The sequence below is a fragment of the Paenibacillus ehimensis NBRC 15659 genome (assembly GCF_004000785.1).
Classification (GTDB): domain Bacteria; phylum Bacillota; class Bacilli; order Paenibacillales; family NBRC-103111; genus Paenibacillus_G; species Paenibacillus_G ehimensis.
The window spans coordinates 24357-51294 of record NZ_BILX01000023.1 but is presented as its reverse complement, the minus strand read 5'-3'; the positions used below and the strand labels follow the sequence as shown (position 1 = coordinate 51294).

The 26938-nt window shown below is 52.9% G+C and carries 32 protein-coding genes and 1 pseudogene; 25 read left to right on the top strand and 8 right to left on the bottom strand.

Annotated features, from left to right (window positions below; translation table 11 throughout):
• Nucleotides 1–104 precede the first annotated feature (104 nt).
• From PEH01S_RS15290 to PEH01S_RS15280, 4 genes are all read left to right on the top strand, one after another.
• Nucleotides 105–671 (top strand): metal-dependent hydrolase, encoded by a 567-nt coding sequence (locus tag PEH01S_RS15290; RefSeq protein ID WP_025850611.1) that lies wholly within the window; start codon nt 105–107, stop codon nt 669–671.
• A gap of 131 nt (nt 672–802) precedes the next feature.
• Nucleotides 803–967, top strand: coding sequence for a hypothetical protein (locus PEH01S_RS34615; RefSeq protein ID WP_161782264.1), 165 nt, complete (start codon nt 803–805; stop codon nt 965–967).
• A gap of 242 nt (nt 968–1209) precedes the next feature.
• Nucleotides 1210–2109: an EamA family transporter RarD gene (gene rarD / locus PEH01S_RS15285; protein WP_127486445.1), complete on the top strand. Its 900-nt coding sequence runs from the start codon at nt 1210–1212 to the stop codon at nt 2107–2109.
• A 124-nt stretch (nt 2110–2233) separates the two neighbouring features.
• Nucleotides 2234–3133 (top strand): aldo/keto reductase, encoded by a 900-nt coding sequence (locus tag PEH01S_RS15280; RefSeq protein ID WP_127486444.1) that lies wholly within the window; start codon nt 2234–2236, stop codon nt 3131–3133.
• 4 nt (nt 3134–3137) lie between these two features.
• Here PEH01S_RS15280 and PEH01S_RS15275 read toward each other — a convergent pair whose 3' ends face one another.
• On the bottom strand, nt 3138–4292 hold the full coding sequence (locus PEH01S_RS15275) for an MFS transporter (RefSeq protein ID WP_025850608.1): 1155 nt from the start codon (nt 4290–4292) through the stop codon (nt 3138–3140).
• Between the two features lie 265 nt (nt 4293–4557).
• Between PEH01S_RS15275 and PEH01S_RS15270 the strand changes: the two genes are divergently transcribed.
• From PEH01S_RS15270 to clpP, 3 genes are read left to right on the top strand one after another with little or no spacing between them, the layout of a single operon-like run.
• Nucleotides 4558–4977, top strand: coding sequence for a MerR family transcriptional regulator (locus tag PEH01S_RS15270; protein WP_127486443.1), 420 nt, complete (start codon nt 4558–4560; stop codon nt 4975–4977).
• 44 nt (nt 4978–5021) lie between these two features.
• Nucleotides 5022–5516: a hypothetical protein gene (locus tag PEH01S_RS15265; RefSeq protein WP_127486442.1), complete on the top strand. Its 495-nt coding sequence runs from the start codon at nt 5022–5024 to the stop codon at nt 5514–5516.
• An 18-nt stretch (nt 5517–5534) separates the two neighbouring features.
• Nucleotides 5535–6119, top strand: a complete 585-nt coding sequence (clpP, locus tag PEH01S_RS15260; RefSeq protein ID WP_127486441.1) for an ATP-dependent Clp endopeptidase proteolytic subunit ClpP — start codon at nt 5535–5537, stop codon at nt 6117–6119.
• On the opposite strand, the gene PEH01S_RS15255 is transcribed toward clpP, so the two are convergent.
• Nucleotides 6116–7081, bottom strand: a complete 966-nt coding sequence (locus tag PEH01S_RS15255) for a cation diffusion facilitator family transporter (RefSeq protein WP_127486440.1) — start codon at nt 7079–7081, stop codon at nt 6116–6118. The two genes, clpP and PEH01S_RS15255, sit on opposite strands and share 4 nt — an antisense overlap.
• 317 nt (nt 7082–7398) lie before the next feature.
• Here PEH01S_RS15255 and PEH01S_RS15250 point away from each other — a divergent pair, with 317 nt between their 5' ends.
• Together PEH01S_RS15250 and PEH01S_RS15245 are read left to right on the top strand one after the other, a co-directional pair.
• A complete protein-coding gene (locus PEH01S_RS15250) occupies nt 7399–8175 on the top strand; it encodes a DUF1836 domain-containing protein (protein ID WP_127486438.1) in 777 nt (258 codons plus the stop codon).
• 368 nt (nt 8176–8543) lie between these two features.
• Nucleotides 8544–10001, top strand: a complete 1458-nt coding sequence (locus PEH01S_RS15245; RefSeq protein WP_127486436.1) for an alanine/glycine:cation symporter family protein — start codon at nt 8544–8546, stop codon at nt 9999–10001.
• A gap of 85 nt (nt 10002–10086) precedes the next feature.
• Here the strand turns inward: PEH01S_RS15245 and PEH01S_RS15240 are convergent, their stop codons facing one another.
• Together PEH01S_RS15240 and PEH01S_RS15235 are read right to left on the bottom strand one after the other, a co-directional pair.
• Nucleotides 10087–11139 (bottom strand): hypothetical protein, encoded by a 1053-nt coding sequence (locus PEH01S_RS15240; protein WP_127486434.1) that lies wholly within the window; start codon nt 11137–11139, stop codon nt 10087–10089.
• A gap of 85 nt (nt 11140–11224) precedes the next feature.
• Complete coding sequence (locus tag PEH01S_RS15235) at nt 11225–12007, bottom strand: hypothetical protein (protein WP_127486432.1); 783 nt, start codon at nt 12005–12007, stop codon at nt 11225–11227.
• Between the two features lie 562 nt (nt 12008–12569).
• On the opposite strand from PEH01S_RS15235, the gene PEH01S_RS15230 reads away from it, so the two are divergent.
• The 9 genes from PEH01S_RS15230 to PEH01S_RS15190 all read left to right on the top strand — a co-directional run bounded on the left by PEH01S_RS15230 (nt 12570) and on the right by PEH01S_RS15190 (nt 18567).
• Nucleotides 12570–13007, top strand: a complete 438-nt coding sequence (locus tag PEH01S_RS15230; protein ID WP_164827859.1) for a GNAT family N-acetyltransferase — start codon at nt 12570–12572, stop codon at nt 13005–13007.
• A 64-nt stretch (nt 13008–13071) separates the two neighbouring features.
• Nucleotides 13072–14187 carry an NADH-dependent flavin oxidoreductase gene (locus tag PEH01S_RS15225; protein WP_025850598.1) on the top strand — a complete coding sequence of 372 codons (1116 nt, stop codon included), beginning with the start codon at nt 13072–13074 and terminating at the stop codon, nt 14185–14187.
• 224 nt (nt 14188–14411) lie between these two features.
• The gene (locus PEH01S_RS15220; RefSeq protein ID WP_127486428.1) at nt 14412–14801 is read left to right on the top strand and encodes an MmcQ/YjbR family DNA-binding protein; all 390 of its coding nucleotides are present in this window, start codon (nt 14412–14414) and stop codon (nt 14799–14801) included.
• 165 nt (nt 14802–14966) lie between these two features.
• Nucleotides 14967–15431: a hypothetical protein gene (locus PEH01S_RS15215; protein ID WP_127486426.1), complete on the top strand. Its 465-nt coding sequence runs from the start codon at nt 14967–14969 to the stop codon at nt 15429–15431.
• 177 nt (nt 15432–15608) lie between these two features.
• Nucleotides 15609–16145: a GNAT family N-acetyltransferase gene (locus PEH01S_RS15210; protein ID WP_127486424.1), complete on the top strand. Its 537-nt coding sequence runs from the start codon at nt 15609–15611 to the stop codon at nt 16143–16145.
• Nucleotides 16146–16147: 2 nt separating this feature from the next.
• On the top strand, nt 16148–16351 hold the full coding sequence (locus tag PEH01S_RS15205; RefSeq protein ID WP_127486422.1) for a hypothetical protein: 204 nt from the start codon (nt 16148–16150) through the stop codon (nt 16349–16351).
• Between the two features lie 273 nt (nt 16352–16624).
• On the top strand, nt 16625–16951 hold the full coding sequence (locus PEH01S_RS15200; RefSeq protein WP_025850595.1) for an ArsR/SmtB family transcription factor: 327 nt from the start codon (nt 16625–16627) through the stop codon (nt 16949–16951).
• A 58-nt stretch (nt 16952–17009) separates the two neighbouring features.
• Nucleotides 17010–17966 carry an NAD-dependent epimerase/dehydratase family protein gene (locus tag PEH01S_RS15195; RefSeq protein ID WP_127486420.1) on the top strand — a complete coding sequence of 319 codons (957 nt, stop codon included), beginning with the start codon at nt 17010–17012 and terminating at the stop codon, nt 17964–17966.
• A 52-nt stretch (nt 17967–18018) separates the two neighbouring features.
• On the top strand, nt 18019–18567 hold the full coding sequence (locus PEH01S_RS15190; protein WP_127486418.1) for a putative glycolipid-binding domain-containing protein: 549 nt from the start codon (nt 18019–18021) through the stop codon (nt 18565–18567).
• A gap of 293 nt (nt 18568–18860) precedes the next feature.
• On the opposite strand, the gene PEH01S_RS15185 is transcribed toward PEH01S_RS15190, so the two are convergent.
• Complete coding sequence (locus tag PEH01S_RS15185) at nt 18861–19649, bottom strand: stalk domain-containing protein (protein WP_164827857.1); 789 nt, start codon at nt 19647–19649, stop codon at nt 18861–18863.
• Nucleotides 19650–19786: 137 nt separating this feature from the next.
• On the opposite strand from PEH01S_RS15185, the pseudogene PEH01S_RS15180 reads away from it, so the two are divergent.
• From PEH01S_RS15180 to def, 3 genes and pseudogenes are all read left to right on the top strand, one after another.
• A pseudogene (locus PEH01S_RS15180) lies at nt 19787–20008 on the top strand (DUF2087 domain-containing protein); the annotation flags it as partial.
• 391 nt (nt 20009–20399) lie between these two features.
• Nucleotides 20400–20645, top strand: a complete 246-nt coding sequence (locus PEH01S_RS15175; protein ID WP_127486414.1) for a helix-turn-helix domain-containing protein — start codon at nt 20400–20402, stop codon at nt 20643–20645.
• Between the two features lie 22 nt (nt 20646–20667).
• The gene (gene def / locus PEH01S_RS15170) at nt 20668–21186 is read left to right on the top strand and encodes a peptide deformylase (RefSeq protein WP_025850589.1); all 519 of its coding nucleotides are present in this window, start codon (nt 20668–20670) and stop codon (nt 21184–21186) included.
• Nucleotides 21187–21254: 68 nt separating this feature from the next.
• Here the strand turns inward: def and PEH01S_RS15165 are convergent, their stop codons facing one another.
• The gene (locus PEH01S_RS15165) at nt 21255–21470 is read right to left on the bottom strand and encodes a hypothetical protein (RefSeq protein WP_025850588.1); all 216 of its coding nucleotides are present in this window, start codon (nt 21468–21470) and stop codon (nt 21255–21257) included.
• 139 nt (nt 21471–21609) lie between these two features.
• On the opposite strand from PEH01S_RS15165, the gene PEH01S_RS15160 reads away from it, so the two are divergent.
• A complete protein-coding gene (locus PEH01S_RS15160) occupies nt 21610–21999 on the top strand; it encodes an FkbM family methyltransferase (RefSeq protein WP_307720094.1) in 390 nt (129 codons plus the stop codon).
• 53 nt (nt 22000–22052) lie between these two features.
• On the opposite strand, the gene PEH01S_RS15155 is transcribed toward PEH01S_RS15160, so the two are convergent.
• Nucleotides 22053–22916: a helix-turn-helix transcriptional regulator gene (locus PEH01S_RS15155; RefSeq protein WP_127486410.1), complete on the bottom strand. Its 864-nt coding sequence runs from the start codon at nt 22914–22916 to the stop codon at nt 22053–22055.
• Nucleotides 22917–23040: 124 nt separating this feature from the next.
• Here PEH01S_RS15155 and fabF point away from each other — a divergent pair, with 124 nt between their 5' ends.
• The gene (fabF, locus tag PEH01S_RS15150) at nt 23041–24279 is read left to right on the top strand and encodes a beta-ketoacyl-ACP synthase II (protein WP_127486408.1); all 1239 of its coding nucleotides are present in this window, start codon (nt 23041–23043) and stop codon (nt 24277–24279) included.
• A 103-nt stretch (nt 24280–24382) separates the two neighbouring features.
• Here fabF and PEH01S_RS15145 read toward each other — a convergent pair whose 3' ends face one another.
• Entirely contained in the window at nt 24383–24679 is a 297-nt protein-coding gene (locus PEH01S_RS15145; protein WP_051570484.1) for a hypothetical protein, read from the bottom strand.
• A gap of 222 nt (nt 24680–24901) precedes the next feature.
• Between PEH01S_RS15145 and PEH01S_RS15140 the strand changes: the two genes are divergently transcribed.
• Both PEH01S_RS15140 and PEH01S_RS15135 read left to right on the top strand, forming a co-directional pair.
• Entirely contained in the window at nt 24902–25747 is an 846-nt protein-coding gene (locus tag PEH01S_RS15140; protein ID WP_127486406.1) for an STM4015 family protein, read from the top strand.
• Entirely contained in the window at nt 25748–26935 is a 1188-nt protein-coding gene (locus tag PEH01S_RS15135) for an STM4014 family protein (protein ID WP_127486403.1), read from the top strand.
• The last annotated feature ends 3 nt before the right edge of the window (nt 26936–26938 follow it).

The following is a 26938-nucleotide window of genomic DNA, read 5'->3' as shown; positions in this document are numbered from 1 at the left end:
AGGAAACCGGCATGAGCTTTATCGTCTTCGTGCTTTTATTCACGCTTGGATGCGGGTGGCTGGACGCCAAAGCACGCACATACCCGAAAAAGGAGGGCTAGGTCATGTTCGCAGGTCATTTCGGACTAGCCGCGGCAGTGAAGGCCAAGACCCCGAACGTTCCGCTATGGGCGCTTATGCTCAGTACGCAGCTGCTGGACATTGTCTTTGTGCCCCTCTTATTGTCAGGGGCGGAGACGCTGGAGGCGGTCGCGGGCGAAGGCTACGGAGGAAGCTTGATTCACGCGGATTACACGCACTCCTTTGTCGGAGCCTTGCTGCTTGCGTTTCTCGCCGGTTGGGGAGCCGGAAAGCTGTGGGGGAGACGGGGAGGTGTAGCGGTCGGCTCGGTCGTATTCAGCCATTGGCTGCTCGATTTGCTCGTACACCGGGCCGACATGCCTCTTTTTCCGGGGAATGCAGGCGCCTTTCCGCTGCTCGGACTCGGCTTGTGGCAGGTCCCGACGGTCAGCATCGTCCTGGAATCCGCATTGGTCTTGATCGGGGCCGTGCTGTATTACCGGTCGGTCGCGTCGGCCGCGGAACGAAGCCGTCGAGGGTGGGCCATTGCGGCAGGCGGTATCATGGGCTTGTTATTAACCCTTTCGCTTGTAACAGATGTGCTTGGATAGAGGAAGAAAGAGGAGTCTTGCATCTCATTTTGGAAGGAGATGGGAAGTCTCCTTTTTACTTGTTTCCAATAACTTGAATTTCCGTTATAATCACATCCATAGGCACCTGAAAAGATAAGGCCGGTGATCGCATGTCCATTCGGATCAGGGAAGCGGCTCCGGAAGAGCCCGGTCTTGTCTATCGGATGATGCGCGAAGAACAAGCATACCCCGGAGATACGGACCGTTGGTACATCCTGAGCAAGCGATTGATTGCCGAAGCCGGAACCAAACCAGAAAAGGAGATGATCGGATGATTGCAACTTTCATTCACACCATAACCGGATTTCTTTCTATGGATTTATACGAGGCGGTTTTTCCCTTGTTAGCGGTCGCTTTTGCCTGCATTGCCTTATGTTATTTTATCGATAAACGGATCCGCAGGCAGGCCCGATAGAACGCATCGTTCATCACTCGTGCTTGCCGGATACTCGGTTCGGGAGTATACTTAGGTCTTTAGCTATTCCGAAGACGTAGAGATAGAGAAGGAGAGAGAAACGTGAATGCTGGGATCATTTACGGGCTGCTGGCTTACCTTGCCTGGGGCCTTTTGCCGTTGTTTTGGAAAACTTTCATTTCCGTATCCTCGGGAGAAATATTAGGTCACCGCGTGGTGTGGTCCTTCGTATTCGTTGCGCTGCTGCTGTTGATCGGCGGCCGTTGGAAGGCGTTGAAGAGCGCTTTTTCCGAGCGCAAAAATGTTTTGCCGATGATAGGGTGCTCCCTGCTGATCAGCCTCAACTGGCTTATCTACATCTGGGCCGTCAACCATGACCGCGTTGTCGAAACGAGTCTGGGCTATTATATCAACCCGCTGATCAGCGTGCTGCTTGGGGTTTGCTTCTTGGGCGAAAGGCTCCGCGTAGTGCAATGGGCGGCGATGGCCCTTGCCACGGCGGGGGTAACCGTTCTGACCTTTAGCTACGGATCGGTTCCTTGGATATCGTTGGCCTTGGCGCTGAGCTTCGGAGTGTACGGGCTCGTCAAAAAGAAGATGCATCTCGAGCCGATGGTTAGCCTTGCCGGGGAAACGGTGGTCGTGCTGCCTGTGGCCGCCGTTTATTTGCTTGTCGTCGGGATGACAGGCCAATCGACGACATCGTCGTTAAGCGCGGACTATCAGCTGCTGTTGGCGCTGTCGGGAGTGGCCACGGCGATGCCGCTGCTGTGGTTTGCCCAAGCCGCTCAGAGGCTGTCGCTGACGACCGTCGGATTCCTGCAATATTTGGCTCCGACCATTAGCCTCATTCTGGGCGTCGCTCTATACGACGAGCCGTTCACGACCGTGCACCTGATCAGCTTCTGCCTGATCTGGAGCGCGCTGCTGCTGTTCACGCTGAGCTCGCTGAAAGGAAGGCTGGCGATGCGTGCGACAGGTACCGGAGTGCAGAAGGGATGAGCTTCATTGAAGCCGGTTCGACCGCAGGGTCGGCCGGCTTTTTGTTATTCTGCCCGCTTGCGGCTTACAAAGGAGTAAATATTTGTTAAGATAAGGTTAATCCGAAACGAAGGAGTGACAAGCCATGGAAAGACGTCAGTTGGGAAATACGGACATGCAGGTCAGCATGCTTGGATTCGGCGGAGCGGAGATTGGGTTCGAAGGCGCCTCCGTCTCGACCGTGGAGCGGTTGCTCGATTCGGCGCTGGATGAGGGGCTGAATATTATCGATACGGCGGAATGCTATAAAGGCAGCGAGGAGCTGATCGGGAAAGCGGTCGGGCACCGCCGGAAGGATTATTATTTGTTCACGAAGTGCGGACATGCCTCCGGCTTTGCCATTCCGGACTGGGACCCGGATCTGCTCGCCCAAAGCATCGACCGCAGCTTGAAGCGTCTGAAGACGGATTATATCGACTTGATCCAGCTGCACAGCTGCTCGGAACAATTGTTGAGGCAAGGGGACGTCATTGAGGTGCTTCAGCGGGCGCGCGAGGCGGGGAAAGCGCGCTATATCGGCTACAGCGGCGACCGCGAAGCGGCGCTCTATGCCATCCGCTGCGGGGCGTTCGATACGCTGCAAACGTCGGTTAACATTGCGGATCAGGAAGCGGTAGAGCTCACGATACCGGAAGCTGTTCAGCGAAGGATGGGCGTTATCGCCAAGAGACCGCTCGCAAATGTCGCCTGGCGGACCGGCGAGAAGCCCGTTTCGGCTTACCATGAGCCATATTGGGAGCGGTTACAGAAGCTTCGTTACGACTTTCTGCAGGAGGATTTGGAGCATTCGGTCGAAATCGCTCTGCGGTTCACGCTGAGCGTTCCGGGAGTAAGCACGGCCATTGTCGGCACGGCGAACCCGGACCGCTGGGTGCGGAACGCGGAGCTGGCGGGGAAAGGAGTCCTGCCGGAAGCGCAGCTGCAAGCGATTCGCAGCCGTTGGCGCGAAACGGCGTCCGGACAGGACTGGAGAGGACAAGGATAATGCTTCAGGCGTCGAGGGCCTGCTCCGAACGGGCTTGCCTTAAGCTGATGATGACGATCGCTGCGGCGCAGGCGGCGGCGACCCAGCCGTTGAACACAAAGACGCTTCGCATGCCGTACGCCTCGCTCGCATAGCCGCCCAAGAAGCTGCCGATGATCCGGGCAAGGCCCAGATTCAGCAGCCCGTTCAGCGTCTGGCCGCTCGCTTTGAGCTCCTTCGGCACTTCCTGGTTGATATACATCGCCATCGTGACGGTCAGCACGATAAAGATAAGCCCGTGAAGCAGCTGTGTGGGGAGCACCCAGTACGGATTGTCCGTGAACGAGAAGATGAACCAGCGGGCCATGGCCGCCAGACTCGACAAAAGCAAAATATGCGTCATGCGAACGCGCTTCATAATCTTGGAGGCGAACAGCAGAAACGGGATTTCGCTCAGGGACGAAATGACCATCGACCAGCCGAGCAGCACGCTGTCGCCGCCCATTTCTTTGTAGTACACCGGAAAAAACGTATAATAATACCCCATCGTAATTTGCAGCACCAGATTAATCGCCAGATAGGTGACGAGCTTGCGGTTTTTGAACAGCACCCATACCTGCATTTTGTTGCCGGCCGACTGATACCCCGATACCTTGGGGAACTTTGCCAGCAGCATTAGCGACACCAGCATGACCAAGGCGTACGCGTAAAACAAATAGCCGATATGATCCTTGGCGATCCAGCCGAAGGTGATGGACATGACCGCGAAGCCAAAAGTGCCGCCGAGCCGGATCGGGCCGAACGACCAGCGCTTGTGCTTCTCCAATTCTTCCAGCGTGATGGCGTCGCTCAAGGCGAAGATGGACGTTTGGAAAAACGTAAACAGGCAGACGACGACAAGCAAATACAGGAACGCTTCGGAGAAGGGGAACAGCAGAATCATCGCTCCGCTGCCGACGATCAGCCAGCCGAGGACGGCATTTTTCGTCCTGGCCCGGTCCCCGACGGCGCCCCACAGCGGCTGAGCGAGGACGGCGACGAACGGACCGACGCTGAGCAGCGCCCCGATCTGGGTCGGCGTCGCGCCGATCGACTGGAAGTAAACGGGAAGGTACGTCCCGTAAATGGCATTGCCCATGTAAATGACGAAATAGAACAATAGAAAATACGACATAGCCATCGTGAGATCCCGCGCTTTCGTCGGCAAAATGAGGAACGACCATTATTATCTCATTCCTCCGGCGGATTGACAATGAAAATCGGGCCTGCACGCGATGCGCAGCCAAAGCGTATGAACTCGGTTCACGAGCTCGCACGCTTTTTTTTCGTCCGGCCACGGGAAATTTCTTCGTTGCTATTTTGCGCTCCAGCGGATATAATTACAGTCAACTGCATATGTTACAGTAAACTGTAAAACTGACACTAAAGTGTTATGGGGTGATCGGATGAACGGCTACACAGCCAAGCAAATCACGGAGCTGCTCCAACAGGACGAGCCGGGGATCAACCTTCGGACCGTGCGCTATTACACCCAGATCGGGATCGTTCCTCCGCTTGAACTGGCAGGCAACAAACGCGTCTATACGGATAAGCACCTGCATTATTTTCGCGCGGTTCTGACGCTCTCCAAGACCGGGGAAACGCTTGCCGCCATCCAGGAGAGGCTGAAGGATTTACCGTTGGACGAAATCAGGCGGATCGGGGAGAGCATGGACATGTACCGCCCGGAGCGCGTGCTGGAGAACGAGACCTTCCGGATCAGCGAGGATGTGTACATAACAATGGGGCCGCATGCCTCGGGCGAGCTGAAACGAAAAATTATCGCGGCCGTTACGGACGTCGTGAAAGGGGAGAACCGGCTATGATCCTCGCCAGGCTCGCAAAGCAAGCAATGGAGCATGAGGAAGGTATGAATCATCTATGGGTCCGTTTCGAGCTGCCGCATGCCGGGAGCATCACGGATATCCGGTTGACGCTTGATCTGCCTCAAGGCGTGCATCGAGCCCCAAACTTGAACGGCTGCCCGGAAACCAACTGCGGTGTTATTTTACTTGGGGATTCGCCTAAGGATCATGATGTCCTTCTCGAACTGTACACGAAGGAGGCGGCCGTTTGCGGCAGGGCGGAAATTGGGATCGTCTTGGAATTCAAGGACGGGGAAACGCAAATCCGTGCGGTTCATGGCGTCTCCTTGGAGTTAAAAACGGAGGACGAGGCGGAAGAGTGGCCGGTTGACAAGGAGGTAGTCGAACGGGTGAAGGCGCTGCAATGCAGGCTTCAGGACAGAGCTGCCGAAAAGGCAAGCGAATACGTTATCCTTCCACCGATCATCAGACAGCGAAGCGGGGATTTCGAGGATTGGGAGAAAAAGTATCGTGTCGATTACAGCTTTAACTATCGATAACCGAAGGAGGAACGTTTCATGCATTTGATTCCTTATGTCGTCGAGCAAACCGGCCGTGGAGAACGGGCGTACGATATTTATTCCAGGCTGCTGCAGGACCGGATCGTGTTTCTGACCGGACCGGTTACGGACGAAACGGCGAATGCGATCATCGCACAGCTCTTGTTTCTGGATGCGGACGATCCGGATAAAGAAATCAAGCTGTATATCAACAGTCCCGGCGGATCGATTGCGGCAGGCCTCGCCATCTACGATGCCATGCGGCATGTCAAGGCCGATGTGAGCACGTTATGCATCGGACTTGCCGCCTCGATGGGCGCGTTTCTTTTGTCCGGCGGCACGAAGGGGAAGCGCTATGCGCTGCCAAGCAGCGAAATCATGATTCATCAGCCCCTTGGCGGGGCTCAAGGCCAGGCTTCGGACATTGAAATCAGCGCCCGAAGAATTCTCAAGCTTCGCGACAAACTGAACGGGCTGCTCGCGGCACATACCGGGCAGCCCTTGGATACGATTGAACGCGATACCGAGCGGGATTATTTTATGGATGCGCGGGAAGCTATGGCTTACGGCATCATCGACCAAATTCTGTACCGCGACGTTTAAGGATTAAGCTCAGGTCTCCAGTCCCGGACGCCGTTGTCTTCGAGAATGCCTAACGTAACGTCGGTAATGTCCGGATCGTTCAGCAGAGTCGCTCTTAAGCGGAATTTAATATCGTCGGCGTCCGCCAGCGTCAGGCCGACGCGGAGCTCCACGTAGCCGTCGACGTGATACGTCCGGCCTTCCTGCAGAATGCGGAGCCGGTTAATGTCCCGGACATCCGGGTCCGCCAGCAGCAGGCCGGCGACCCGGTCCTCCACATCTTTCGGCGCGGCTACGCCGATCAGGCCTACCATATTGTCATAGCCGACCTTGAACGCCACGCCGACCATGAGCAGTCCGATCAGGATCGTGGCGATTCCGTCCAGCATTTTGAAATCCGACAGCTGCGTTACGATGACCGCGATTAAGGCAAGAGCCGCGCCCAGCGTCGCGACGATATCTTCATAGAAGACCAGCCGGGTAGGAGGGGCGGACCGTCCGACGTTCCGAAATGCCGCCGGGACGATTGCAAGTCCTTTGGCTTCTACCCGCGCTTCGCGGACGATTTCTTTCATCGCCTTCCACAGGATGGCACCGTCGATGAGGATAGCGATCAGCAGGATGGCAAAGTTCAGCCAGAAATTCGAAGCTTCCGCCGGGTGGGCCAGCAGATGAAAGCCTTCCAGTATCGTTTCGTAAGCCATGAAGGAAACGACCATGACCGCGACCATGCAGAACAGATTGATCACACGGCCGAAGCCGGTGGGAAACCGCCGGGTCGGCTGCTTTTCCGCGAGCACGCTTCCGGCAAATACAAACCCCTGGTTGATCGCATCGGCTACGGAGTGCATGGCTGACGCGAACATGGCGCCGCTTCCGCTAAGCGCTGCGGCGACTCCTTTGGCTGCCGCGACTGCCGTATTTCCAAGCGCCGCCATTAAGGAAGAAGTGTTCCCTTTTTTAAGTAAAGCCCATAATCCCATCGTTTGCTCTCCTCATCGTTTTCGAGTTTGATGCACTTCCTGCCGCGCGACCTTGTCCTTCTAGTGTAGCCTGTTTGTCTCCACGGCAAAAGCGTCATAAAGAACTTTTATGTTACGAGTTCTTATGAACTTATATTACGATCTTTTCCATGGAATGACAAAGCTCATTTTGAAGCATTCCCGGCGAAATAACGTCAGAAACGAAAAAGACAATGCCTGAGAAAGCTCATTCTTAGCCGGATGAGCTTTTTGACATTCTCACTACAAAGTCTTAAGATAAGTTCAAATGAACTTGTGTGGAGCAAAGGGGCTCGTGTATGGAAACCTTTTATTTGACGAGAAAACAAATGGGCGGCTTGCTTATGTCTCTTGCAGGAAAGACGAACCGGACGCCGCTCGCTACGCTGCAGGAGGCCTGGGCCAAATCGCACCGGTCGGACATGGAGCACGGCAAGACGCTGGGGGCGTTCGTAGCCACCTCGCTCCCGCCGATCTTCGAGAAGCTGATCAAGATGAAGCATACGAACGAAGGCTTCTCGTTGACCGATATCGTTGCATTGGGCAATCAGATCGAATACGCGCAGTATTCGGTCACTTCGGTGCAAAATTGGGTGAAGCGCGATTTCAAGACGCTCATTCCTTCGCCAAGGCTGGGGAAAAAATATTCAATCGACCAAACCGCGATCTTGTTCATGATTGACGATTTGAAGGCGACGCTCGATTTCGAGTCGATCCGCAAGCTGCTGACGCTCGTCTTCAACCGCCCGGACGACGATGACGACGATGTCGTTTCCCCGCTGCGGCTGTACTCGGCGTACTCCTCGATCTTTGAGGAGCTCGACCAGAACAACGACCAGGTGCTGGACCTGTCCGGACATGACAGCGGCCTGCGGAACCATGACCATATGCTGGAGCATTTAATCAAGCAAAAAGCCGACGAATACGCCGGGGCGGTGGAAGGATTGAGCGACGGGCAGAAAAAGCTGCTGAGCCATACGATTTTTATCGCCATGGTGTCGGTGCAGACCTCGTACTTTCAATCTCTGGCCAAGCGTTATTTGAATGCAACGTTGTTTTTGCAGGATTTGGTGTAGGCGGTCCGGTGCAATTAAAATTCGGACCGTCTTTTTTTCGATCATGCGATACGGCTTGCGTAAAAATCCTCCGAGCTAATCAATATCGGATGACCTTAAAATTTTGTTGTTATTGGCATGGTCCCCGTTGAATTCGTTGCAGATGATAATGTAAGATTATATAACATAAAATAAAGTTATATTTTCTGGTAAAAGCCATATTCTAATAAAGCATGCGAAAAATCATTAATGGTAAGCGCTACCACAAATTTCTTATTGCATTGCAGCGATGTCATATTATATTGTGTAAATATATATAACATATTGAAAGGGTTTACATACATTTTCGAGGCATGAGCATGTAAATAATTTAAAGGGGGAACTTTTATTTGCAAGCACTAGTAGATTGGCTAAACGGGATTATTTGGAGTAAATCGTTAATTTTCCTTTGCCTCGGTGTAGGATTATTTTACTCATTAGCTACCCGCTTCCTCCAAATTAGGCACTTTTTCCACATGATCAAATTGATGTTTGAGGGCAAAAGCTCGGAATCCGGTGTTTCGTCTTTTCAAGCGTTAAGCATCGCGCTTGCGGGCCGGGTGGGAACAGGCAATATAGCGGGTGTAGCTACGGCGATCGCGTTCGGCGGGCCTGGCGCGGTGTTTTGGATGTGGATGATGGCCTTCCTGGGAGCAAGTTCCGCTTTCGTGGAGGCGACGCTTGGCCAAGTCTACAAAACCAAGTTGGACGGCCAATTCCGGGGCGGTCCGGCGTATTACATTGAAAAAGGCCTTAGAATCAAATGGTTTGCCATCCTATTTTCCATTGTAACGGTTTTTGCGACAGGAGTATTTTTGCCGGGTGTCCAGGCGAACAGTATCGCTGCCGGGATCGAAAATGCATTTGGGATTAATACTTTTGTTACCGGGATCGTTTTAGCTCTAATTCTCGGTATCATTATTTTTGGCGGTATTAAGAGGATCGCCCGTGTAGCCGAAGTTGCCGTGCCTTTTATGGCTGCAGGTTACATTTTGATCGCTTTGATCATTGTGTTCGTCAATATGGACCAATTGCCGCATGTCATTTCCCTAATTTTCTCGAGTGCCTTCGGTGCCGATGCCGCTTTTGGCGGAATTATGGGCTCTGCCATTTTATGGGGGGTGAAGCGCGGGGTCTATTCCAACGAAGCGGGTCAAGGTACGGCGCCGCATGCCGCTTCCGCCGCGGAGGTTTCCCATCCTGCCAAACAAGGGCTGGTTCAAGGCTTTTCCGTTTATATCGATACATGGTTTGTCTGTTCCGCAACGGCCTTTATGATTCTGCTGACGGGGATGTATAACGTAACTCCTGAGGGCGCGGCTCCGATTGTGAATAATCTGGCGGATCTCAAACCGGGACCTGTCTTTACACAAAAAGCCGTTGAAACCATCTTCCCGGCATTCGGCGCTCCGTTTATCGCGATTGCTCTTCTTTTCTTCGCATTTACGACGATCATGGCTTATTACTATATGGCGGAAACGAATTTGGCTTACCTGAACCGTGCGGTGAAGCGCGTTTGGTCCGAGTATGCGCTCAAGATCGCGATCATGTTCGTCACATTCTACGGATGCGTGAGAACCGCGGATCTAGCTTGGGGCTTGGGGGATATCGGGGTAGGAAGCATGGCATGGTTGAATATTATCGCTATCCTTCTGCTCACGAAGCCGGCATTGAAAGTGCTGAAAGATTATGAAAGACAGAAGAAAGAAGGCAAAGACCCTGTCTTTGACCCGGTAAAGCTCGGCCTCTCAAACGCTGACTTCTGGGAAAAGGAATACAAGCACCAGGAATCTGCCAAAATGGAGTAAAGAGAAACCGGTCGTAGTCCATCCAACGAGTCTTTGCGTAAGGAAAGGGGAGGCCCTTTCCTTACTTACTTTATGTGATTTTAAATTACTGTTTTAAAAGGACAAAGTTATTAATATAATGCTCGTCCTTTATAAAGATTGGCGTCACTTGGCGCGTGTCCAAATTAAAATAATATAATCCATTTGGAGGCCCCGACTTTTCAATACTGCTGGAAGCTTCCCCCATTGAATTTGGGACCCCTAGTATAAAAAGCCCTTTTTCGTCCGGGGCTATTACAGCATGGGATACCGTACTGATTCCCGGGATGTCCAGCTTTTCTCTCCTCTTTGTCTCCAAGTCGTACAAATAAAGTTCCCGACGTTCGAAAACCATGGGCGCGCTTCTCATGATAGCTTGCTTAGCATCTTTGGAAACATGGAACCTGACGATCTTCTCCTGTGCGGAATAAAGTTCTCTCAGGCTCTTGCCATTCAAGTCATATTCAACGACCCGGTGAACGGCCGGAACCGTGTCGTCTGCTTGGGTTTCCGCTGTTTTTTTACTATTGCGTCTGCCTTCTTGCGCTGAGAACAGAGTGGCATATAAGCGACTTGTGTAAGGATTGAATGTCAAATCTTCAACGGAAGTATCGTCATCTTCAGCGCCAAACCAGAAATTGAGCTGCTTTGTTTCCGTGTTAAAGGTAACCGGCTGAACCGAATTTTTCTCTTTTGAGGCGGCGGCCAAGATCACTAAGTTGCCAGCGGGAATCATATAATTTATGGCAAAAAGGTTCTTTGTAAGCTGCTCTTTTTGCTTTGTTTTCAAATCCAACTTGAAGAGCTGGTCGGAGCCGGTCGAATCACGCTCGGCATAGTAGAGAAGCTGCTGTGCACGATCTACTGCGCCGAGGGGATATTGTGCCGTGTCCGGAGTAATGGCGGCTTCCTCCAGCACTTTAGTTTCAAGATCGTATGTAAAATAGTGGTTTTCTGATTTTTTATTGGTCACCGTAAGTGAGAGGTAGGTTGATTCTTTAGATTTCTCTAAAAACTGTTCCGTCTCCGGATTAGAAATCGATTGGTTACGGGACTCTGCGCAGGCTTGAAGCAGGGAAGCAACTAGAAGTAAAATGACGGCAAACCACGCTCGCTTCATGAAGTTCCTCCTGTCGTTTTGGAAAACAGATAAGTGCCGGACGTACGATCCCGACACTTATCTGTTTTATGAAAGAATGAGACCTTTACTTTTCGTAATACGTTCTGCCGTTAAAACGGCCTGTATTCTTCTTTTTATCCACTTTTGCTCCGAAATCCTTGCTCATCTTGTCAGGCATGATGTCTAAAACCGCATTGGGTAAAGAGCCGACATCGGCTTTGTACACATTGGCTACCTTATCGTTATCCAAATTTCTCACCCTGATTTCCGTATTATACGGAGGTCTGTCGTAATCCATTTTGGTTGCGCAATTATCATTTGTTAATTTTTTGTTGTCAGCTCCTGTTTGGCCAACACCGTCATACCACGTAACATTACCTTCACCAAGTACGTACTTATCCGTAATCGTTAGTTTGTTTGATTTCCACTCGTAAGTGCCATTTTTTGGGGGTGTCCATTTGCTCAGCCCGATGGTTGTTCCTTGAGCATCGACAACTTTCGTAGGCAGCCCCATGCCGTCATAGTAAACGATCATACCGGGCTGTGGAGCCGGCAGTACCGGATCTGGCACCTTAAATACAGGAAGCGATTTTGCCTCTTCCTTCACTTGGGCAACAATGGCGTTTTCTTTTTCATAAGCGGGCCCATTGGAAACTTTGGCCGATTCCGAGGCGGGTTGGGCCGCTGGGTCCGAGTTTTCTTTGAATTCGAAGTTTTTAATTTGGGCATTGTTATGTGCGTCATAAGTAATGATGGTGCCGGGTTCCGCCGTAGCGGGGATGGTTGCCGTCGACTGAGCAAAAGCCGAGGCCGAAACAGTCAAAGCAGCTAAAGCGGAGACAGCAATTGCAACTTTTTTCATTTTCAATACACTCACTCTCCTATTATTCTATTATATGGAATTATATACCATATAATAGAATGATAGCACACCTTAATGGATGTATTAATATGACTTTATTACCAAAATTTATAAATAAATATTTATAAATGTAAGACAATCCCAATATTCGAATAACATTAATTCACAGCCCGTTTCAGCTTCGGGGCCATGCTGCCTACATTCGAAATGCTTTGATTTCCAATAATTTACACACGCGCTTCAATGTGGCTTCGGTTCCGTTTGGCGCATTGCCGGCGATTTATAGCTGAATTGAGGGGTAGGACTATTTACCCGCAGCGCCAAACGATCTTTGTAATAGGTGGTTAATTCGGCCCTGCACCCACACTGCATGCTCTCTCGTATGCATTCCGTATGGTTCGGGCAAACCCTCCTAGTAGATGAATCAACGATTCACCTTCTTACTTATTCTATAGTAATTTTACTTTTTACTTCAGGTTGCGGCAACTTTAGCTGCAACTTGTTCTCGGACAAGCCCCGGCAGGCCGGCCCGTGCTATAATGTTACCGTGAAGGAGGAGAATTCGAACATGTTAACCTTGAGAGCCGCACGAGAAGAAGACATGCCGTGGGTGAACGAGCAGTACCGGGAAGTAGGCTTCGCCGCATCCGATTACGGGAACGAAATGATCGTGATCGCCGAGTGGAATGGGGAAATGGCCGGCGTCGGCCGCTTGGTCAACATGGGGCAGGATACATACGAGATGGGCGGCATTTATGTGCAGGAGCGCTTCCGGGGGAAACAGGCGGCAAGCGCCATCGTCGGTTTGCTGGTGGAGGAGGCTGGGCGGCGGGAGATTCCGCACGTCTACTGCATTCCGTTCGCCCATCTGGAGTCTTTCTACAGCCGGTTTGGCTACAAACGGGTGGAGGACGAGTCTGCCGTACATCCCGGCGTATGGAAGAAGGTTCGGTGGTGCCGCGCCGAGTATCCGCAAGAGACGATTTTGATGAAGCTCAATCCCTGACGGTAATTGGCAGGGATTGTCTGCTATACTAAGCACACTAAACAATTGTAAGGGAGATGCAGCAATGACGAAATCCGTTCAACCACTACTTGAGCCGTTTACGTTACCGAATGGGATCGAACTGAAAAACCGCATCGCCATGGCGCCGATGACGCATTCCGCTTCGCAGCCGGATGGGTCCGTTTCGGATGCGGAAATCAAGTACTACGCGAGACGTGCCAACGGGGTTGGCATGCTGATCACGGCCGCGGCCGGCGTCACCTCCGGCGGAAGCTTCCCGGGTACGGCACTTGTTGACCGCGACGAGCTGATTCCCGGACTGAGCCGCCTTGCTTCCGCCATCAAGAGCGAAGGGGCCAAGGCGGTTCTGCAAATCGTTCACGGCGGACGCAAGTGCCTTCCGGGCGGAGATCTCGTGAGCGCAAGCGCGATCCCGGAAGAAAAGGAAGGGGCCGCCGTGCCCCGCGAACTGACCGATTCGGAGATTACCGGTATCATCCGGGCGTTCGGCGAAGCGACCCGCCGGGCGATCGAAGCCGGCTTCGACGGGGTCGAGCTTCACGGGGCGAACGGATTTCTCATCCATCAGTTTTTCTCCCCGCACTCCAACCGCCGCACCGACCGTTGGGGCGGAACGCTGGAGAAGCGCATGACGTTCCCGCTGGAGCTGATCGGCGAAGTGCAGCGGGTCGTGCGCGAGCATGCGAAGGAGCCGTTCATCGTCGGGTATCGGCTGTCCCCTGAGGAACCGGAAACGCCGGGGATTACGATGGCGGATACGTTGGCTTTTGTCGAGGTGCTTGCAGGCCAAGGACTCGACTATCTCCATATCTCGCTCAATGACTTCCGGTCCGTACCCCGGCGCGGGGCTGACGATTCCCGAACCCGCCTGGAGCTTATTCAGGAACGGGTCGGCGGCCGGGTCCCGGTAATCGGCGTGGGGGCGATCCGCACCGCTCAAGACGCCGTGCAGGCGCTGGAGTCGGGAATTCCGCTCGTCGCGATCGGCCGCGCGCTTATTCTCGAGCCGGATTGGGTCGCCAAAGTGGCGCAAGGACGCGAGCAAGAGCTTCGCATGACGCTGTCCAAGAACGATCAGGAAGCCTTGGTCATCCCGGATTCGCTTTGGAAAATGATCTTGGCCGTACCGGGCTGGTTCCCGGTCGAAGCCGAAGCGTAGCGAAATACGAGCCAGTCGCGAACACACTTCCGGAAAGGGACGGAAGTGTGTTTTTATTTTGTCAAGGGGATTCGATGTGAACTACAGCGAGGCTCATCCTCCCTTGGCAAAGGAGAATCGATGCCATCTCGCGAAATCGTTAGAGCATCGTCCCGGTTGGGAATACTGAGCTTGAGAAGCGTTATGACGTACCTAACAAGCCATTTTCGGAGGAGTGTCGAACCGTGCAGCAAGATCAAACCAAAACCGTGAAATCCGAAGGCGGCTTACAGCTGCTGGACAAGGTCCGAACGTATTGTATAGGGCTGCCCGAAGTGGCGGAGCAGGTGGACTCCTTCGGTCATACCTCGTTTCGGGTGAACGACAAGCCTTTTGTGATGCTTGGGGAACATGGGGAGGACGGTTCGCTGGCCATCAAGACCTCCCCGGCAACTCAAGAGATTCTTTTGCAGCAGGATCAAACGGAGTATTTCAAGACTCCCTACATCGGACAGCACGGCTGGGTCTCGATCCGCTTTGCGAACCGGGCGGACTGGCAAGAAATCGAAGAGCTGATCCAGGAAGCTTATCTCCGGACGGCACCGAAGCGTTTGATTCGACTGTTGGACCGGTAAAGGGAAAACAGTAATGGAAACGGAAGCAAGCTAAAGGCCAAAAACTCTCCATCCTTGGGAAGGGGAGTTTTTTAATTTGCGTGCAGCCAAGGAAGGGATTTCCGCTTATGTGCAGAAATGTTAAGGAACACACGTACGATAGGATGAAAGAAGAGGGTGGACGCTATGAAGTCCGGTTTTCGGGAAGTAAGATTGTCCGAATTGAGCGATATTCAAGTTGAATATTTCATCGGGCCGTCAAAGACCGTAGAATATTGCGATATTATGATTATAAAATACTCGGGCGAGTACGGCTTCGGCTCGGCGGGGAACAGCGATGCGGTCTATATGAAAGCGATGGGCAGGGCGGCGCTGGAAGCCTGGGAGCCGGATGCTGTGATTCTGGACTGGTCCGAGCTGAAGTATGAATGGGGAGATATGCTGGCGCTGGCGCTGGATATCGACACCGGCTGCTGCGAGCCGGCCCTGCCCATGGCAGTTGTTGTGGGCCCGCCTTGCGAGGAGGCCGTCAGGACGCTGCTGCTTGGAATCAACAGCGAGGAAGGGCTGGAAACGATCGAATGGATGTTCAAGAATAAGGACGAGGCGATCGCTTACATCGAAAAACAACTGCAGAAAGCAGAGTCCTAAAAAGTTAAGCTCTGTAACCATTTCCTTGATCATTACGTTTGGTATATGGGCGGCGTGGTTGGAACAGGAGGAACAGACATATTTCACTTGGGTGGTGAGGATCTCGCAGCAGAATATAAGCTATAGTGTGATTGTCCATGCGCACGGGAACCAAATCATAGGAGTGCCTGGTTACTTATGATAACTATAACGACGGAAAGACTGCTCCTTCGGGAATATAAGGAAAGCGATTTCGACGAACTTAGGACGCTGCTTTCCGACTCCAAGACGATGCGCTTTTGGCCTCAGCCTTTTGATGATCAGCAGGTCCGTAATTGGCTGGAAAGAAGCATTCGAAGCTATCAGGATTCAGGGTATGGCAGATGGGCTGTCATTTCGAAGGCGAATCGGAAGCTCATCGGCGACTGCGGCTTCATGAAGTCCAATATTATGAATCGCATCGAAAACGACCTCGGCTATATTATTCACCATCCTTACTGGCGTCAAGGCTATGGGTACGAAGCGGCCAAGGCTTGCTTGGAATACGGCTTCGGTCCACTGGAATTCGACAGCGTATGCGCCAATATGGCGCACGATCATCTGGCCTCGCAGAAGGTGGCCGAAAACTTAGGGATGAAACGGGAAGCGCAGTTTACGAATCCGCGGAACCGGAACCTGCTGACCTATGTATACCGGATAAGCAGAAGTGAGGCTTTTGACAAGGGAGGAAAATGAACATGAACAAGCAAGAATTTGTGATGTTCACGTCACTGATTTCGTTCTTAAAGGAATACGGAATTAACTTTACCGAATTTCTATCCCGGGATGAAGTGAAACGATACACGGAAATCGCCGAGAAGTATGTGTCCATAAGCGACGAGGAATTCAGGGATGAGCTGAAAAACATGATTGAAGAGCAGGCAAAGCGGTTATTGAGCTGATCTTTTGCGGCCCCGGACGAAGCTCCGCGGGCTGTTGATTCAAGTACGGCGATGGGGAGGGAGTCTGCATGAAATTGTAACGATCTTCCGAAGGGTATCGTGTGCGGCGTTGTCGCTTTTGTGCGGTTTTTTGCGAGATTTTGCTGATCGTGCGCGGTTTTTCGACTCGTGAAAATGAGCCAATTGCCCGTGAATGGATCAATGGGTTGCAAGAATAAAAATGATGCAGTACAATGAACATGTTTAAAAGTTTAAACCTATAAGGTGATGACGATCGAAAAGCGCGAGTGCACGAACAAAGAGGTTATTTTGGAAAAATTCAAGTTGAGCACGCCGATCTTCCAGGCTTTGGGCGACGTCAACCGGCAGCAGATCATTGCGCTTCTGCTGGAGCTGAACAGCTTGAATGTCAATCAAATTACCGAGCGCATGAATATTTCCAGGCCTGCGATTTCCCATCATTTGAAAATTTTAAGACAGGCCGATCTAATCGACTTCGACCGCAGCGGCAAAGAGAAATATTATCGGCTAAGCAAAAATCTGCGCGGTTCGCTGCAGCTGATCAAAGATTTGATCGTTGCGGTGGAGGAAAGCAACTAATTTTTTTGGCAAACATGTTTATATGTTTAAACTTGATAAAACAAAGAGGGTGGCATGAATGAAAGCAGTCGTTTTTGGAGGCAGCGGATTTATCGGGAGTCATACGGCGGAGCAATTGGTGTTGGCCGGGCATGAGGTGACCGCGGCCGTTCGCGAGCAGAGCGATACGGCTTTTTTGGACCGTCTGGGGGTGAATGTTGTCCGGGTTGATTTTTCCGATCCGTCGTCGCTTGCGAAAATTATTCGCGGCCATGAGATCGTTTATAATTGTACGGCGGATGCGAAGCTGCACACGGTCATCGATACGGAAGCCGAGGTGGAGGTCAAGCTGACCCGGAGGTTAATCGAAGCGGCCGCTTCGCAAGGGGCCGGACGTTTTGTCCAGCTAAGCACGATTGTCATGTACGATTTTCGGACAGGAGACCCCATTGACGAATCCTACGTGACCATGCCGGAATATCCGATCCAAGCGTTGGCCGTGAAGCGGGAGGAAGTGGTCCGGCAAGCCGGGCGGGAGGCCGGGATCGGGACAATTCTGCTGCGTCCGGCCAGTACGATCGGGGTCCGGGATCTTTCATCGTTCTTCTCAAGGCTGTTCCGAGCGCATGCGCACGATCAATATCCGATCGTTGGAGACGGCTCCGGCCGGGTTTCGCTTATCGATACGCGCGATATCGGGCGGGCGATGGTATGGCTGGGGACCTTGGATAGGAACGGTCAAGCGGACGACGCTTACCTGCTGAAAGGGTTCGATACGACCTGGAGCGGATTGAAGGCCGAGATCGATCGCGCCGCCGGTAAAGCCGCTGCAACGAGACGGATTCCGGAAAGCCTGACGGAGGAGGAGCTGGCTCGGCTGCATTTGACCCCTTTTGCGATAAAGAGCTTCACCGTCAACCGCTTATGGAATGATAGTAAAATTCGCCGGCAAGGCTTTGCCACCCGCTATTCGCTGACCGATGCCGTGGATGACGCCGTCCGGGACTTGCTCCGACGGAACGGGAACGGTTTTTAAACATCGTTCTTAACAAGGCCCCTAGAACATGATAAACTTCCTGTGAAAGAAAATGATGGGAGAGTTTACTTATGCTGCCTGCAAATATTTTTTGGAAAACAATCAAATCCTCATAGATAGTATTGTTGTTGGAAGTCATCATAACAATGAGATTTTTAGAATGAAATATGATATCGTGCTCGATCAAGGCTGGGTCACCAGAGCAGTCACATTGCGTTACTTGGGAGAAGATCAAGGAGTGAGTCTTTCGTCGGATGGTCATGGCATCTGGAAAGACGAGCAGGGGCAAGTCCTTCCCGAATTATCGGGCTGTGTGGATATTGACATTTCATGCACTCCCTTTACGAATACACTTCCGATCAACCGATTGCCGTACGTGCCAATGCAGCAGCAGGAGATACAAGTGGTCTACATTTCCGCCGCCGATTTGAAGTATAAACTGGTTAAACAGAAATATACCTTGCTTGAAAGTCGGAATGATTCGTCTGTGTTCCAATATCAGAGCGGGAATTTTAAGGAGAACATTACGGTTGATTCTAACGGTATCGTACTGGATTATCCAAATCTGTTCTATCGCGAGATGGGGCCGGATGCACGATAAGAGAGTCCATAACAAAAAGCCCCGGAAAGGGGCTCAGGCTGTTGAGAAAGTGGTCAGATGAGATAATAGAGGTTACGATGGGGTGGGGTATCCACTTCCGACCGCTCTTGTCCTCGGGAAATTTGATTGGAAGCCGCTTAATAGCGGACATTTCCCGAAGACAAAGGCGGCCGCTATCGCTTCTCCAGTGGATACCCCACCTCCGTATGCATCTCTATTTTTGTAAACGACCACTTTCTCAACAAGCTCAGCCCCGGAAAGGGGCTTTGTATGTTTCATGCGACAACGAAGGATTAATAATTTTGTACATTTTTGGACCATTCGGCGTAGCCTTTGGAGGATTTCTCTTTTGCGATTTTTGCGTAATCGTCGGCTTTTCCTATGTTATTTAAATATTCGTTATAATCGCTTGCTTTTTTGTCCCGGACATATTTATCGAGATAATCCAATGCAAGCTGGTAATGCCGGGCGCTATCTTGGTAACCGACCAGGATGAATCTAATCTGGCTCGAATCGATACCATACTTATTGAAATCGTCATAGACGCTTTCCGTTGTTTCCTTCGCAAGGTTGGTTAGCGTCTCATTGGCTTTGAAGTAGCTTGTCTTGGCAATGGAAATCAAGGAGGAAGCCTCCGCTTTCCCTGCATTCATGGCATCGGCAGTCAGTCGTATGGTAGTGCGGGCGGAATCGAGCGATTCGCCGAGTGTCTGCAATTTCAAGTATAGCTCGGCGGCTTCGGCATATTTTTTAAGCTTCTTTACATCGTTTTGCTGCTTCGCGACCTCGGATTTGTCCGCTGCTGCAGGAGGTGCCGCAGGAGGCTCGGGGAGCTTGACATCTACCTGATAAGTGTCGCCGTCCCATGTCACGGAAGCCCCAAGCTGCCGGAGCAACGAAATCGGCACGAGCGTGTTGCCGTCATAGATCATGGCCGGCACTTCGCCCGCTTCGAGCGGCTTCCCGTTCGACGTTACTTTCACGATCGGATTTCCTTTGTAATCCCCGTTCAATCCGGAGGCATTTACGGCTCCGGCCATCAGGATCAGGGTGGCGGACAATACCGCAATCTTCTTCTTCATGGAGTTCCCTCTCTGATTCCCCATCGGCTGGGGGATTGGCTAATAACTGGATAACAATACTAATTATCTATATTTTCAGCGAGTTTGTCCAATGACAGGGTCCTAGGCGGCGTGATAGAGTAGAGCTGCCTGAGCATAAAAAGCTTACCGGCCTGACCGACCATCAAAATAGTTTGCTCCGGCATTTTTACCAAGGGATGAGCGAGGCGGCCATTCAGAAGGAAATGGGTATCGGCAGCGCATCGACCATCCGCAATCACCGCTTCGCTCTGAAGGAAAGAGAGCGCCAGTCCAAGGTGTATTTGGCGATGATGGAGCTGCTCAAGGAAAAGGACAAGCGCGCGCCGGCCTTCGTCAAGCCTCGTACAGAAAAAGCACAAGCGGGTTGTGCTGAGAGAGATCGCTAAATGAAGTAACGGTGGGGGAGAAAAGGGGAATTTGCGACGAATCGGCGGGATGAACTGCAGCAGTTATACAAAGAAGTAAAGCCTCAGGCGGGCGCTACCAGTTTACCAGATCAAGAACACCGTCAACGGCTTCTACCGTACGGCGAGCGGGGATATAACCAGGAAAAGTAAGGACCGCTCGCAACACAAGGAAGAGGGATCTGCGTCAGCTTTGACGTTGGTTCCTCTTTTTTGAGTGATAACATGCCATGCTATTTATTATTGCCAGCCGATGTGATATATTAGGTAGTGCCTAACAAATTTAGGCGCTGCCTAATCTTTGGGTTCGGAAAGGGGAAGGGTCATGCTGGTGTGGATGTTGAGAGAAATGATGATGGAGCGGGGCATCCGTACGGGGGCTGTGCTGGCCCGGCTGTTAAAGGAAAAAGCAGGCTACGAGCTGTCCGCTCCTTCGATCAGCGCCCTGCTGACCGGACAGCCGAAGCAGATGAAGGCCGAGACGCTGGACGCTCTATGCACGGCTCTGGACTGTACACCGAACGACTTGTGGGTGCATACGCCGTCGCAAGTCAGAAGCGCATCCATTTAACATGAAAAGAGGCGTTAACGTTATGGCTGAAAAAACAATCCTGCCGTTCGGCGACCCGATTCTTCGAAAAAAGGCCAAGCCGGTGGAAGAGGTAAGTCCGAGAATCCTTAAGCTGCTCGACGATATGGTCGATACGCTGTATGCCGCTGAAGGCAGGGCAGGACTTGCGGCGCCGCAAATCGGATTTTTGCGCAGGGTGATTGTCATGGACTGCGGCGACGGGCTTATTGAACTGATCAATCCGGTCATGCTGGAAATGTCCGGAGAACAGATCGGACCGGAAGGCTGCCTGTCGTTTCCCGGGCACTCCGGTCTCGTGAAGCGCGCCAATCAAGTCAAAATCAGCAGCTGGAACCGGCAAGGCGAGACGTTCGTTCTCGAAGCGGAAGGATACCTTGCGCGCTGTATTCAACATGAAATGGACCATCTGGACGGGGTGCTCTACATCGACCGGATTGAAGGGAATGCGCTCATTCACGACGAGACGGGGCGCAAGGTCAATGTGTTCGACATTATCCGTTTGTCCAAGCCAGAACAGTAAAGCGGCGGAAGCGGCCAAAAAGAAACAGCCCGGACTTGAAACTCAAGTACCGGGCTGTTTCGCGTGCTCTACTTTTTTCTCATCTCAAAAAATTCGCATAAGTCTCTGCGGTGATAAGCGACATCGCTGACCCCGGACTGAATGACGACCGTATCCTGGTCAAAGCGGGTGATGGTCCCGCCGGAACCGACCACATGGTCGTCTTGAAAAACGCGGATCGATGCTTCGCGTTCCATCGCTTCCTGGAAATCCGCATCGGTTACCAATCTATGATTGCGCGCCATGATTGTTCTCCTTCGTCGTTAGGCTGTATCCATTGTACCATATTTGCGAAGAATCATCAGAAAATGCAATGCTGGATAGCCTGTCCGGTCTAGGCGGTGAAAAGGGTATCGCCAGTGGCATGCTGCCTCACCCGGAAGCATACAGTTTAGAAAGACGACGAATCCATCTATCGAGGAGCGAATCGCCGATGTCAACGGTCGTGCATACGATGCCTGCGTTAATCCGGCACGAGATTCCATCGATTTTATTAAAATGGACATTGAAGGAGGGGAGTATCACGCCTTTCTTGGAATGGAGACACTGCTTGAGCGACAAGCCGTCGGCAAGGTAGCATTCGAACTTAACCCGTTAATGTTAAGCGGGCATTGGGACGAATTTCACCGCTTGTTGGAGACGTACCGCGAGCGTTATGCAGCCCGGTTTTATAAAATCACTAACGAAGGCTTGACGGTAGAGGCGAGCCTCGACGAGCTGTTCGCCCATGGGGAAACGGAAACGATCCTTATGTCCCTGAGTCGTCAGGAGTAAGGCTTGGAAGAGGGCGGCGAGCAGGAACCCATTCTCTCTGCCGCCAGATTGGCTCAATCCGCACGATCAGGGGAGCTTAAGCTGCGCTCCATCAACTGCTTCAGCTTCGATTCCGTCGAGGAATCGGGCGCAGGAGTGTATATGCTGCATCGCAGGTCGGAGCTTCCTTGTACCTGCAGCGAGGTAAGGTGAAACAGCATCTTGCCCGCTTTGGCATGCCTGAATTCGATTAACACCTCCGGGGCCGAGCTAACCTCGCTTTGCTCCCACAACCGGTCGAAATCCGGGTGAACCTCCTTCATCTCCGCAAGAAACCGGTCGTACCATTCGTCTTCAACGTATTGCCCGTAATACGCCCGGAAAATCGCGAGAAAACCGCGGACAAAATGCTCCCAGTTGACGGCGAGACGCTGAAATTCTTTTCGAGTAAACAGCAATCGGATCATATTCCGCTGCTCGACCGGAATGTGTTGGAAGTTAAGAAACACATGGGAAGCCGCTTCGTTCCAGCCGACAATATGGCAGCGGCGGTCGGAAATAATGGTCGGGCAAAAGCGCAGCTCCTGCAAAATTCTCCTCAGCGAAGGGCTGATCTCGGGCAGCTCTTCTACCAGCGTATGGGCGCCTGATCCGGTTTCCAGGGCAAGCGAGAATAAATATTTCCGCTCGTCTACCGTTAATTGCAGGGCGGCGGCGACGCAGTCCAGTACCGATTTGGACACCTTGATATCCCGCCCTTGCTCAAGCCAGGTGTACCACGTGGGACTGACCCCGGCAAGCTGGGCAACTTCCTCGCGTCTCAAACCCGGGGTGCGTCTGCGCGTTCCCGCCGGCAGTCCGACTGTTTGCGGGAGCACTTTGGCCCGTTGTGCCTTCAAAAAAGCCGATAACGCTTGAAGTCTCGTTTGATGATTCATTTCGATTCCGCCCTTTTCGTTCATTAACATAGTAGTCATTATACTATAATAAACTGCAACTTGTAATAGGATAACAAGTATGACAACATAAGATTTAATCGAAGAACGAAAGGGAGGAAATACGATGGAACGAGTCGTGTTAACGGGGATGGGGATTATATCGCCGCTCGGGCATGAAGTGGAAACCTTTTGGAACCGTTTGTGCCGGGGGGAATCGGGGATAACCAGGATCGATACGTTCGACACGTCCCGCTTTAAAACGAAAATCGCGGGGCTTGTCCGGGAATTTGACGCCGAGGCCCGGTTCGGCCGCAAAGAAGCGCGGCGGATGGATCGGTTTTGCCAGTTTGCTTTGGCTGCCGCGGAGCAGGCGTTGGAGGACTCGGGCTTGCCGCTTGGCGAAATCGATCGGGAAAGACTGGGCGTATATGTAGGATCAGGCATCGGAGGCATTCAAACGCTTCTCGAGCAGGACGGGATTCTCCGTGAACGGGGACCGGAGCGGGTCAGTCCGACGCTGGTACCGATGATGATATCGAATATGGCCGCAGCGATGATCAGTATAAAATACGGAGCTTTGGGTCCTACCCTGTCTCCGGTAACGGCATGCTCCATAGGTAATACGGCCATTGGCGAAGCGTTCCGGCTAATTCGGGCGGGCGGCGCGGATGCGGTCATTGCCGGCGGTGCGGAAGCCGCCGTGACGGAAATCTCGCTTGCCAGCTTCGGCAACGCTACCGCTTTGTCCGGCCGAAATGACGAGCCAGCCAGGGCAAGCCGTCCGTTCGATGCGGGACGGGACGGGTTCGTCATGGCCGAGGGCGCTGGCATTGTGGTACTGGAGTCGCTATCCCATGCACAGCGTCGGAACGCCCGAATCTACGCCGAGGTAATCGGTTACGGAGCCAGCTCCGATGCCTATCACGTCGTCGCCACTCATCCGGAGGGGATCGGGGCTTACCAGGCCATGCGATCGGCGCTTCGCGAAGCGGCTGTGAAACCCGAGGAAGTGGATGTGATCAGCGCGCACGCGACAAGTACGGAACTGGGGGACAGGTCTGAAACGATGGCGATCAAGAAGCTGTTCGGCGAACACGCTTACCGGATTCCGGTAACGGCCAATAAGTCCATGACCGGTCATATGCTGGGCGCAGCCGGCGGGGTAGAAGCCATTGCTCTGGCCAAAAGTCTGGAGCAGGGAATCATTCCTCCGACGATCAATCAGGAACAGTCGGACCCGGATTGCGATCTGGACTACGTACCGAATGAAGCGCGTCAAGCCAAACTGAAGATCGGCATTTCGAACTCCTTCGGATTCGGCGGACACAATGCGGTCATTGTCCTGAAAGCCTACGCGGAATAGCCGGTCCAAGCATAACAAGGTATAAAATGACAAGTATGAAGGTCCGTTGCGGAACGAAGGGACAACCCCGAGCCCGCGCGGGCTTTTGTATTTTCATCTTTGTTTAGGAAGCTTCCGTAATTTTCTGATTTCTGAGCTTGGCTTTAATCATTTTGATTCGCTGCTGGGCGTAAAACTCGCATGCCGCTCCGCTCAGGCTGCTGAGAGGAACTTGTAGCTCGGTATGGTTGTCGATGATGATCATCGATCCGTTTTCAAAAAATCTAAAGGTAAGATCCGCCCAGAACGGTTCGGACGCGTCCAAAATTTTTTCGATCTGCTGCTCTGTCAGGTTTTCTCCATTTTCGGCCATGACATTTTTGTAGTAATCCCGTTCGATAAATCTAACATTCGTCACCATCGTATCTACACTCCTCTCAGGAAATAGGAACATGCGTTCTTGAATTCTATTATACCAAACATTTGTTCGCAGTCAATACAATTTACAGAAAATTCTCGTAAGTTAGTCAAAATGTTTCTTGATCCTGCACCTCCCGCACAACACGCAGGTTGTTCGGATTGACGAAACCAAAACCGGATGATAGTTTAGAAAAGAGTATGGCAGATTGTGGGAGGGTTATCGATGACAGAAGTCCGTTTGGAAATCGGCTATGACGAATACGAAGATGGAATGCGCATGGAGCAGCTAATCGAGCAATTGGCCGCGAAGCCCGAGAGCCGGGAGATCGTAGAGCTGACGATCGGCTCGTGGGGACAAGCCTATGAAGAAGGTCCCGATACGTTCGTGGATACCTTGATCGGGCATAAAGACGCTTTCCCGGCGCTGCGCAAGCTGTTTATCGGGGATATGGACTCGGAGGAATGCGAAATTTCGTGGATTATGCAGACGAACCTGGCTCCGATTCTGGAGGCGTTTCCGCAGCTTACTTCGTTCTGGATTAAAGGCAGCACCGACTTGTCCTTAAAGCCGTTGAAGCACGAACGGCTGGAGGAATTGGTGATTATCTGCGGCGGCTTGAGCAAGGCAGTGCTCGCCGATATTCGCGACGCCGAGCTGCCGGAGCTGCGCAAGCTGGAGCTTTATCTCGGCGTGGAGGACTACGGCTTCGACGGCAGTCTGGAGGACATCAAGCCGTTTATGGAGCCGGGGCGCTTTCCCAAATTGACTTACCTTGGTCTGAAAGACAGCGAGATTCAAGACGAAATCGCGATCGAGATTGCAAATTCGCCGATTCTCGATCAGTTGCATACGCTCGATCTATCTCTGGGGACCCTCAGCGACAAAGGCGCCGAAGCGCTGTTGTCAAGCGAACGCGTCCGGAAGCTCTCGTTCCTCGACCTGAACTACCACTACATGTCGGACGAGATGATAAAACGCTGGCAAACGTCGGGCATGTCCGTCGATGTCAGCGACCAGCAGCAGAGCGACGATGACGACGACTGGCGCTATCCGGCGGTCACGGAGTAGATGCCCCGTCCGCTGATTGTTGTTGGCAATCCCGGCAACAGGAGGACGACGATGCTGCAGGAAGCGCGCCGAAGGCTCGGGATGCCTCCGGCGCGGATCGTGCCGTATCTCGACCTGCTGCAGGGACGCGTCCGCTGGCGGGAGGTAACCGGCGGCAAGCCTGTCCTTGTCCGGCTGGACTCGCCCGGCGAGTATTTCCCGGTGGAGCGCGAGCTGATCGCGCTCGGCGCGGCCGACGGCAGGGAAGCGGACGAGCTGTTCCCATTGCCGGAGTTTCTCCCGATGCCGGTCATCTCGGCGCAAGCGGCCTGGAACCTGCCTGAACAGCCGGGACGCATCTACTACCCTTCGCAATGGTTTCGCGGCTTCTGCCGTATGCTGTCCGGGCTTCGTGCCGACTTGGCCGACACGGCGCCCGAAGCGAGCTGGACGAACGATCCGCAGGAAATCGCGGTCATGTTCGACAAGCGCCGCTGCCACAGGCTGCTCAGCTCCCGGGGCGTGAGGGTTCCGCCGGCTCCCGGGGAGGCAGGCTCCATCCGGAGCTACGACCAGCTCCGCGAAGCGATGGAGCGGGCCGGCATGCGGCGCGTATTCGTCAAGCTCGCGTTCGGCTCTTCGGCCTCCGGAGTGTTGGCTTACCAGATTAATCCTTCCACCGGAGCGGAACTGGCCGACACGACGATCGGCTTCGAGCGCCTTGGGTACGAACGGATATATTACAATTCGCGCCGCCTTCGCAGATACCGGGAACGCCCGATCATCCGCGAAATCATCAATTGGCTGGGCGCCCAAGGCATGCACGTCGAGCAGTGGGTGCAGAAAGCTTCGCACGACGGCCGTGCGTTCGATATCCGCCAGCTTGTCGTCGGCGGCAAAGCGTGCCACCGGGTTGCCCGGCTCAGCCGCACGCCGATCACGAACCTGCACCTGCGCAACGAGCGGGCGGGGCTGGAGGAGCTCGGGCTGTCCGCGGCCACCGTTCAGGCGGTCGCGGAGGCCGGGGAGCAGGCCGCTTCGTTGTTTCCGCGTTCCGCTGTGGCGGGGATCGACGTGCTTCTCGCCAAAGGCGGCCTGCGCCCTTATATCGTCGATATCAATCCGTTCGGCGATCTGCTGCTGAACGTTCGTTACGAAGGCATAAATGCCTACGAATGGCAAATGACCCGCATGTTAAAGGATGAATGAAGC

Excerpts from the sequence above, each read along its gene's own strand:
- PEH01S_RS15210 (WP_127486424.1), top strand. The coding sequence starts at position 15,609 with ATGATAACTATAACGACGGAAAGACTGCTCCTTCGGGAATATAAGGAA.
- PEH01S_RS15280 (WP_127486444.1), top strand. The coding sequence starts at position 2,234 with ATGGAAAGACGTCAGTTGGGAAATACGGACATGCAGGTCAGCATGCTT.
- PEH01S_RS15250 (WP_127486438.1), top strand. The coding sequence starts at position 7,399 with ATGGAAACCTTTTATTTGACGAGAAAACAAATGGGCGGCTTGCTTATG.
- PEH01S_RS15205 (WP_127486422.1), top strand. The coding sequence starts at position 16,148 with ATGAACAAGCAAGAATTTGTGATGTTCACGTCACTGATTTCGTTCTTA.
- PEH01S_RS15140 (WP_127486406.1), top strand. The coding sequence starts at position 24,902 with ATGACAGAAGTCCGTTTGGAAATCGGCTATGACGAATACGAAGATGGA.
- PEH01S_RS15195 (WP_127486420.1), top strand. The coding sequence starts at position 17,010 with ATGAAAGCAGTCGTTTTTGGAGGCAGCGGATTTATCGGGAGTCATACG.
- PEH01S_RS15240 (WP_127486434.1), bottom strand. The coding sequence starts at position 11,139 with ATGAAGCGAGCGTGGTTTGCCGTCATTTTACTTCTAGTTGCTTCCCTG.
- PEH01S_RS15145 (WP_051570484.1), bottom strand. The coding sequence starts at position 24,679 with ATGGTGACGAATGTTAGATTTATCGAACGGGATTACTACAAAAATGTC.
- PEH01S_RS15175 (WP_127486414.1), top strand. The coding sequence starts at position 20,400 with ATGCTGGTGTGGATGTTGAGAGAAATGATGATGGAGCGGGGCATCCGT.
- PEH01S_RS15255 (WP_127486440.1), bottom strand. The coding sequence starts at position 7,081 with ATGGGATTATGGGCTTTACTTAAAAAAGGGAACACTTCTTCCTTAATG.
- PEH01S_RS15165 (WP_025850588.1), bottom strand. The coding sequence starts at position 21,470 with ATGGCGCGCAATCATAGATTGGTAACCGATGCGGATTTCCAGGAAGCG.
- PEH01S_RS15155 (WP_127486410.1), bottom strand. The coding sequence starts at position 22,916 with ATGAATCATCAAACGAGACTTCAAGCGTTATCGGCTTTTTTGAAGGCA.
- PEH01S_RS15215 (WP_127486426.1), top strand. The coding sequence starts at position 14,967 with ATGAAGTCCGGTTTTCGGGAAGTAAGATTGTCCGAATTGAGCGATATT.
- clpP (WP_127486441.1), top strand. The coding sequence starts at position 5,535 with ATGCATTTGATTCCTTATGTCGTCGAGCAAACCGGCCGTGGAGAACGG.
- PEH01S_RS34615 (WP_161782264.1), top strand. The coding sequence starts at position 803 with ATGTCCATTCGGATCAGGGAAGCGGCTCCGGAAGAGCCCGGTCTTGTC.
- def (WP_025850589.1), top strand. The coding sequence starts at position 20,668 with ATGGCTGAAAAAACAATCCTGCCGTTCGGCGACCCGATTCTTCGAAAA.
- PEH01S_RS15265 (WP_127486442.1), top strand. The coding sequence starts at position 5,022 with ATGAATCATCTATGGGTCCGTTTCGAGCTGCCGCATGCCGGGAGCATC.
- PEH01S_RS15190 (WP_127486418.1), top strand. The coding sequence starts at position 18,019 with ATGATGGGAGAGTTTACTTATGCTGCCTGCAAATATTTTTTGGAAAAC.
- PEH01S_RS15225 (WP_025850598.1), top strand. The coding sequence starts at position 13,072 with ATGACGAAATCCGTTCAACCACTACTTGAGCCGTTTACGTTACCGAAT.
- PEH01S_RS15135 (WP_127486403.1), top strand. The coding sequence starts at position 25,748 with ATGCCCCGTCCGCTGATTGTTGTTGGCAATCCCGGCAACAGGAGGACG.
- PEH01S_RS15275 (WP_025850608.1), bottom strand. The coding sequence starts at position 4,292 with ATGGCTATGTCGTATTTTCTATTGTTCTATTTCGTCATTTACATGGGC.
- PEH01S_RS15185 (WP_164827857.1), bottom strand. The coding sequence starts at position 19,649 with ATGAAGAAGAAGATTGCGGTATTGTCCGCCACCCTGATCCTGATGGCC.
- PEH01S_RS15290 (WP_025850611.1), top strand. The coding sequence starts at position 105 with ATGTTCGCAGGTCATTTCGGACTAGCCGCGGCAGTGAAGGCCAAGACC.
- fabF (WP_127486408.1), top strand. The coding sequence starts at position 23,041 with ATGGAACGAGTCGTGTTAACGGGGATGGGGATTATATCGCCGCTCGGG.
- PEH01S_RS15230 (WP_164827859.1), top strand. The coding sequence starts at position 12,570 with ATGTTAACCTTGAGAGCCGCACGAGAAGAAGACATGCCGTGGGTGAAC.
- PEH01S_RS15270 (WP_127486443.1), top strand. The coding sequence starts at position 4,558 with ATGAACGGCTACACAGCCAAGCAAATCACGGAGCTGCTCCAACAGGAC.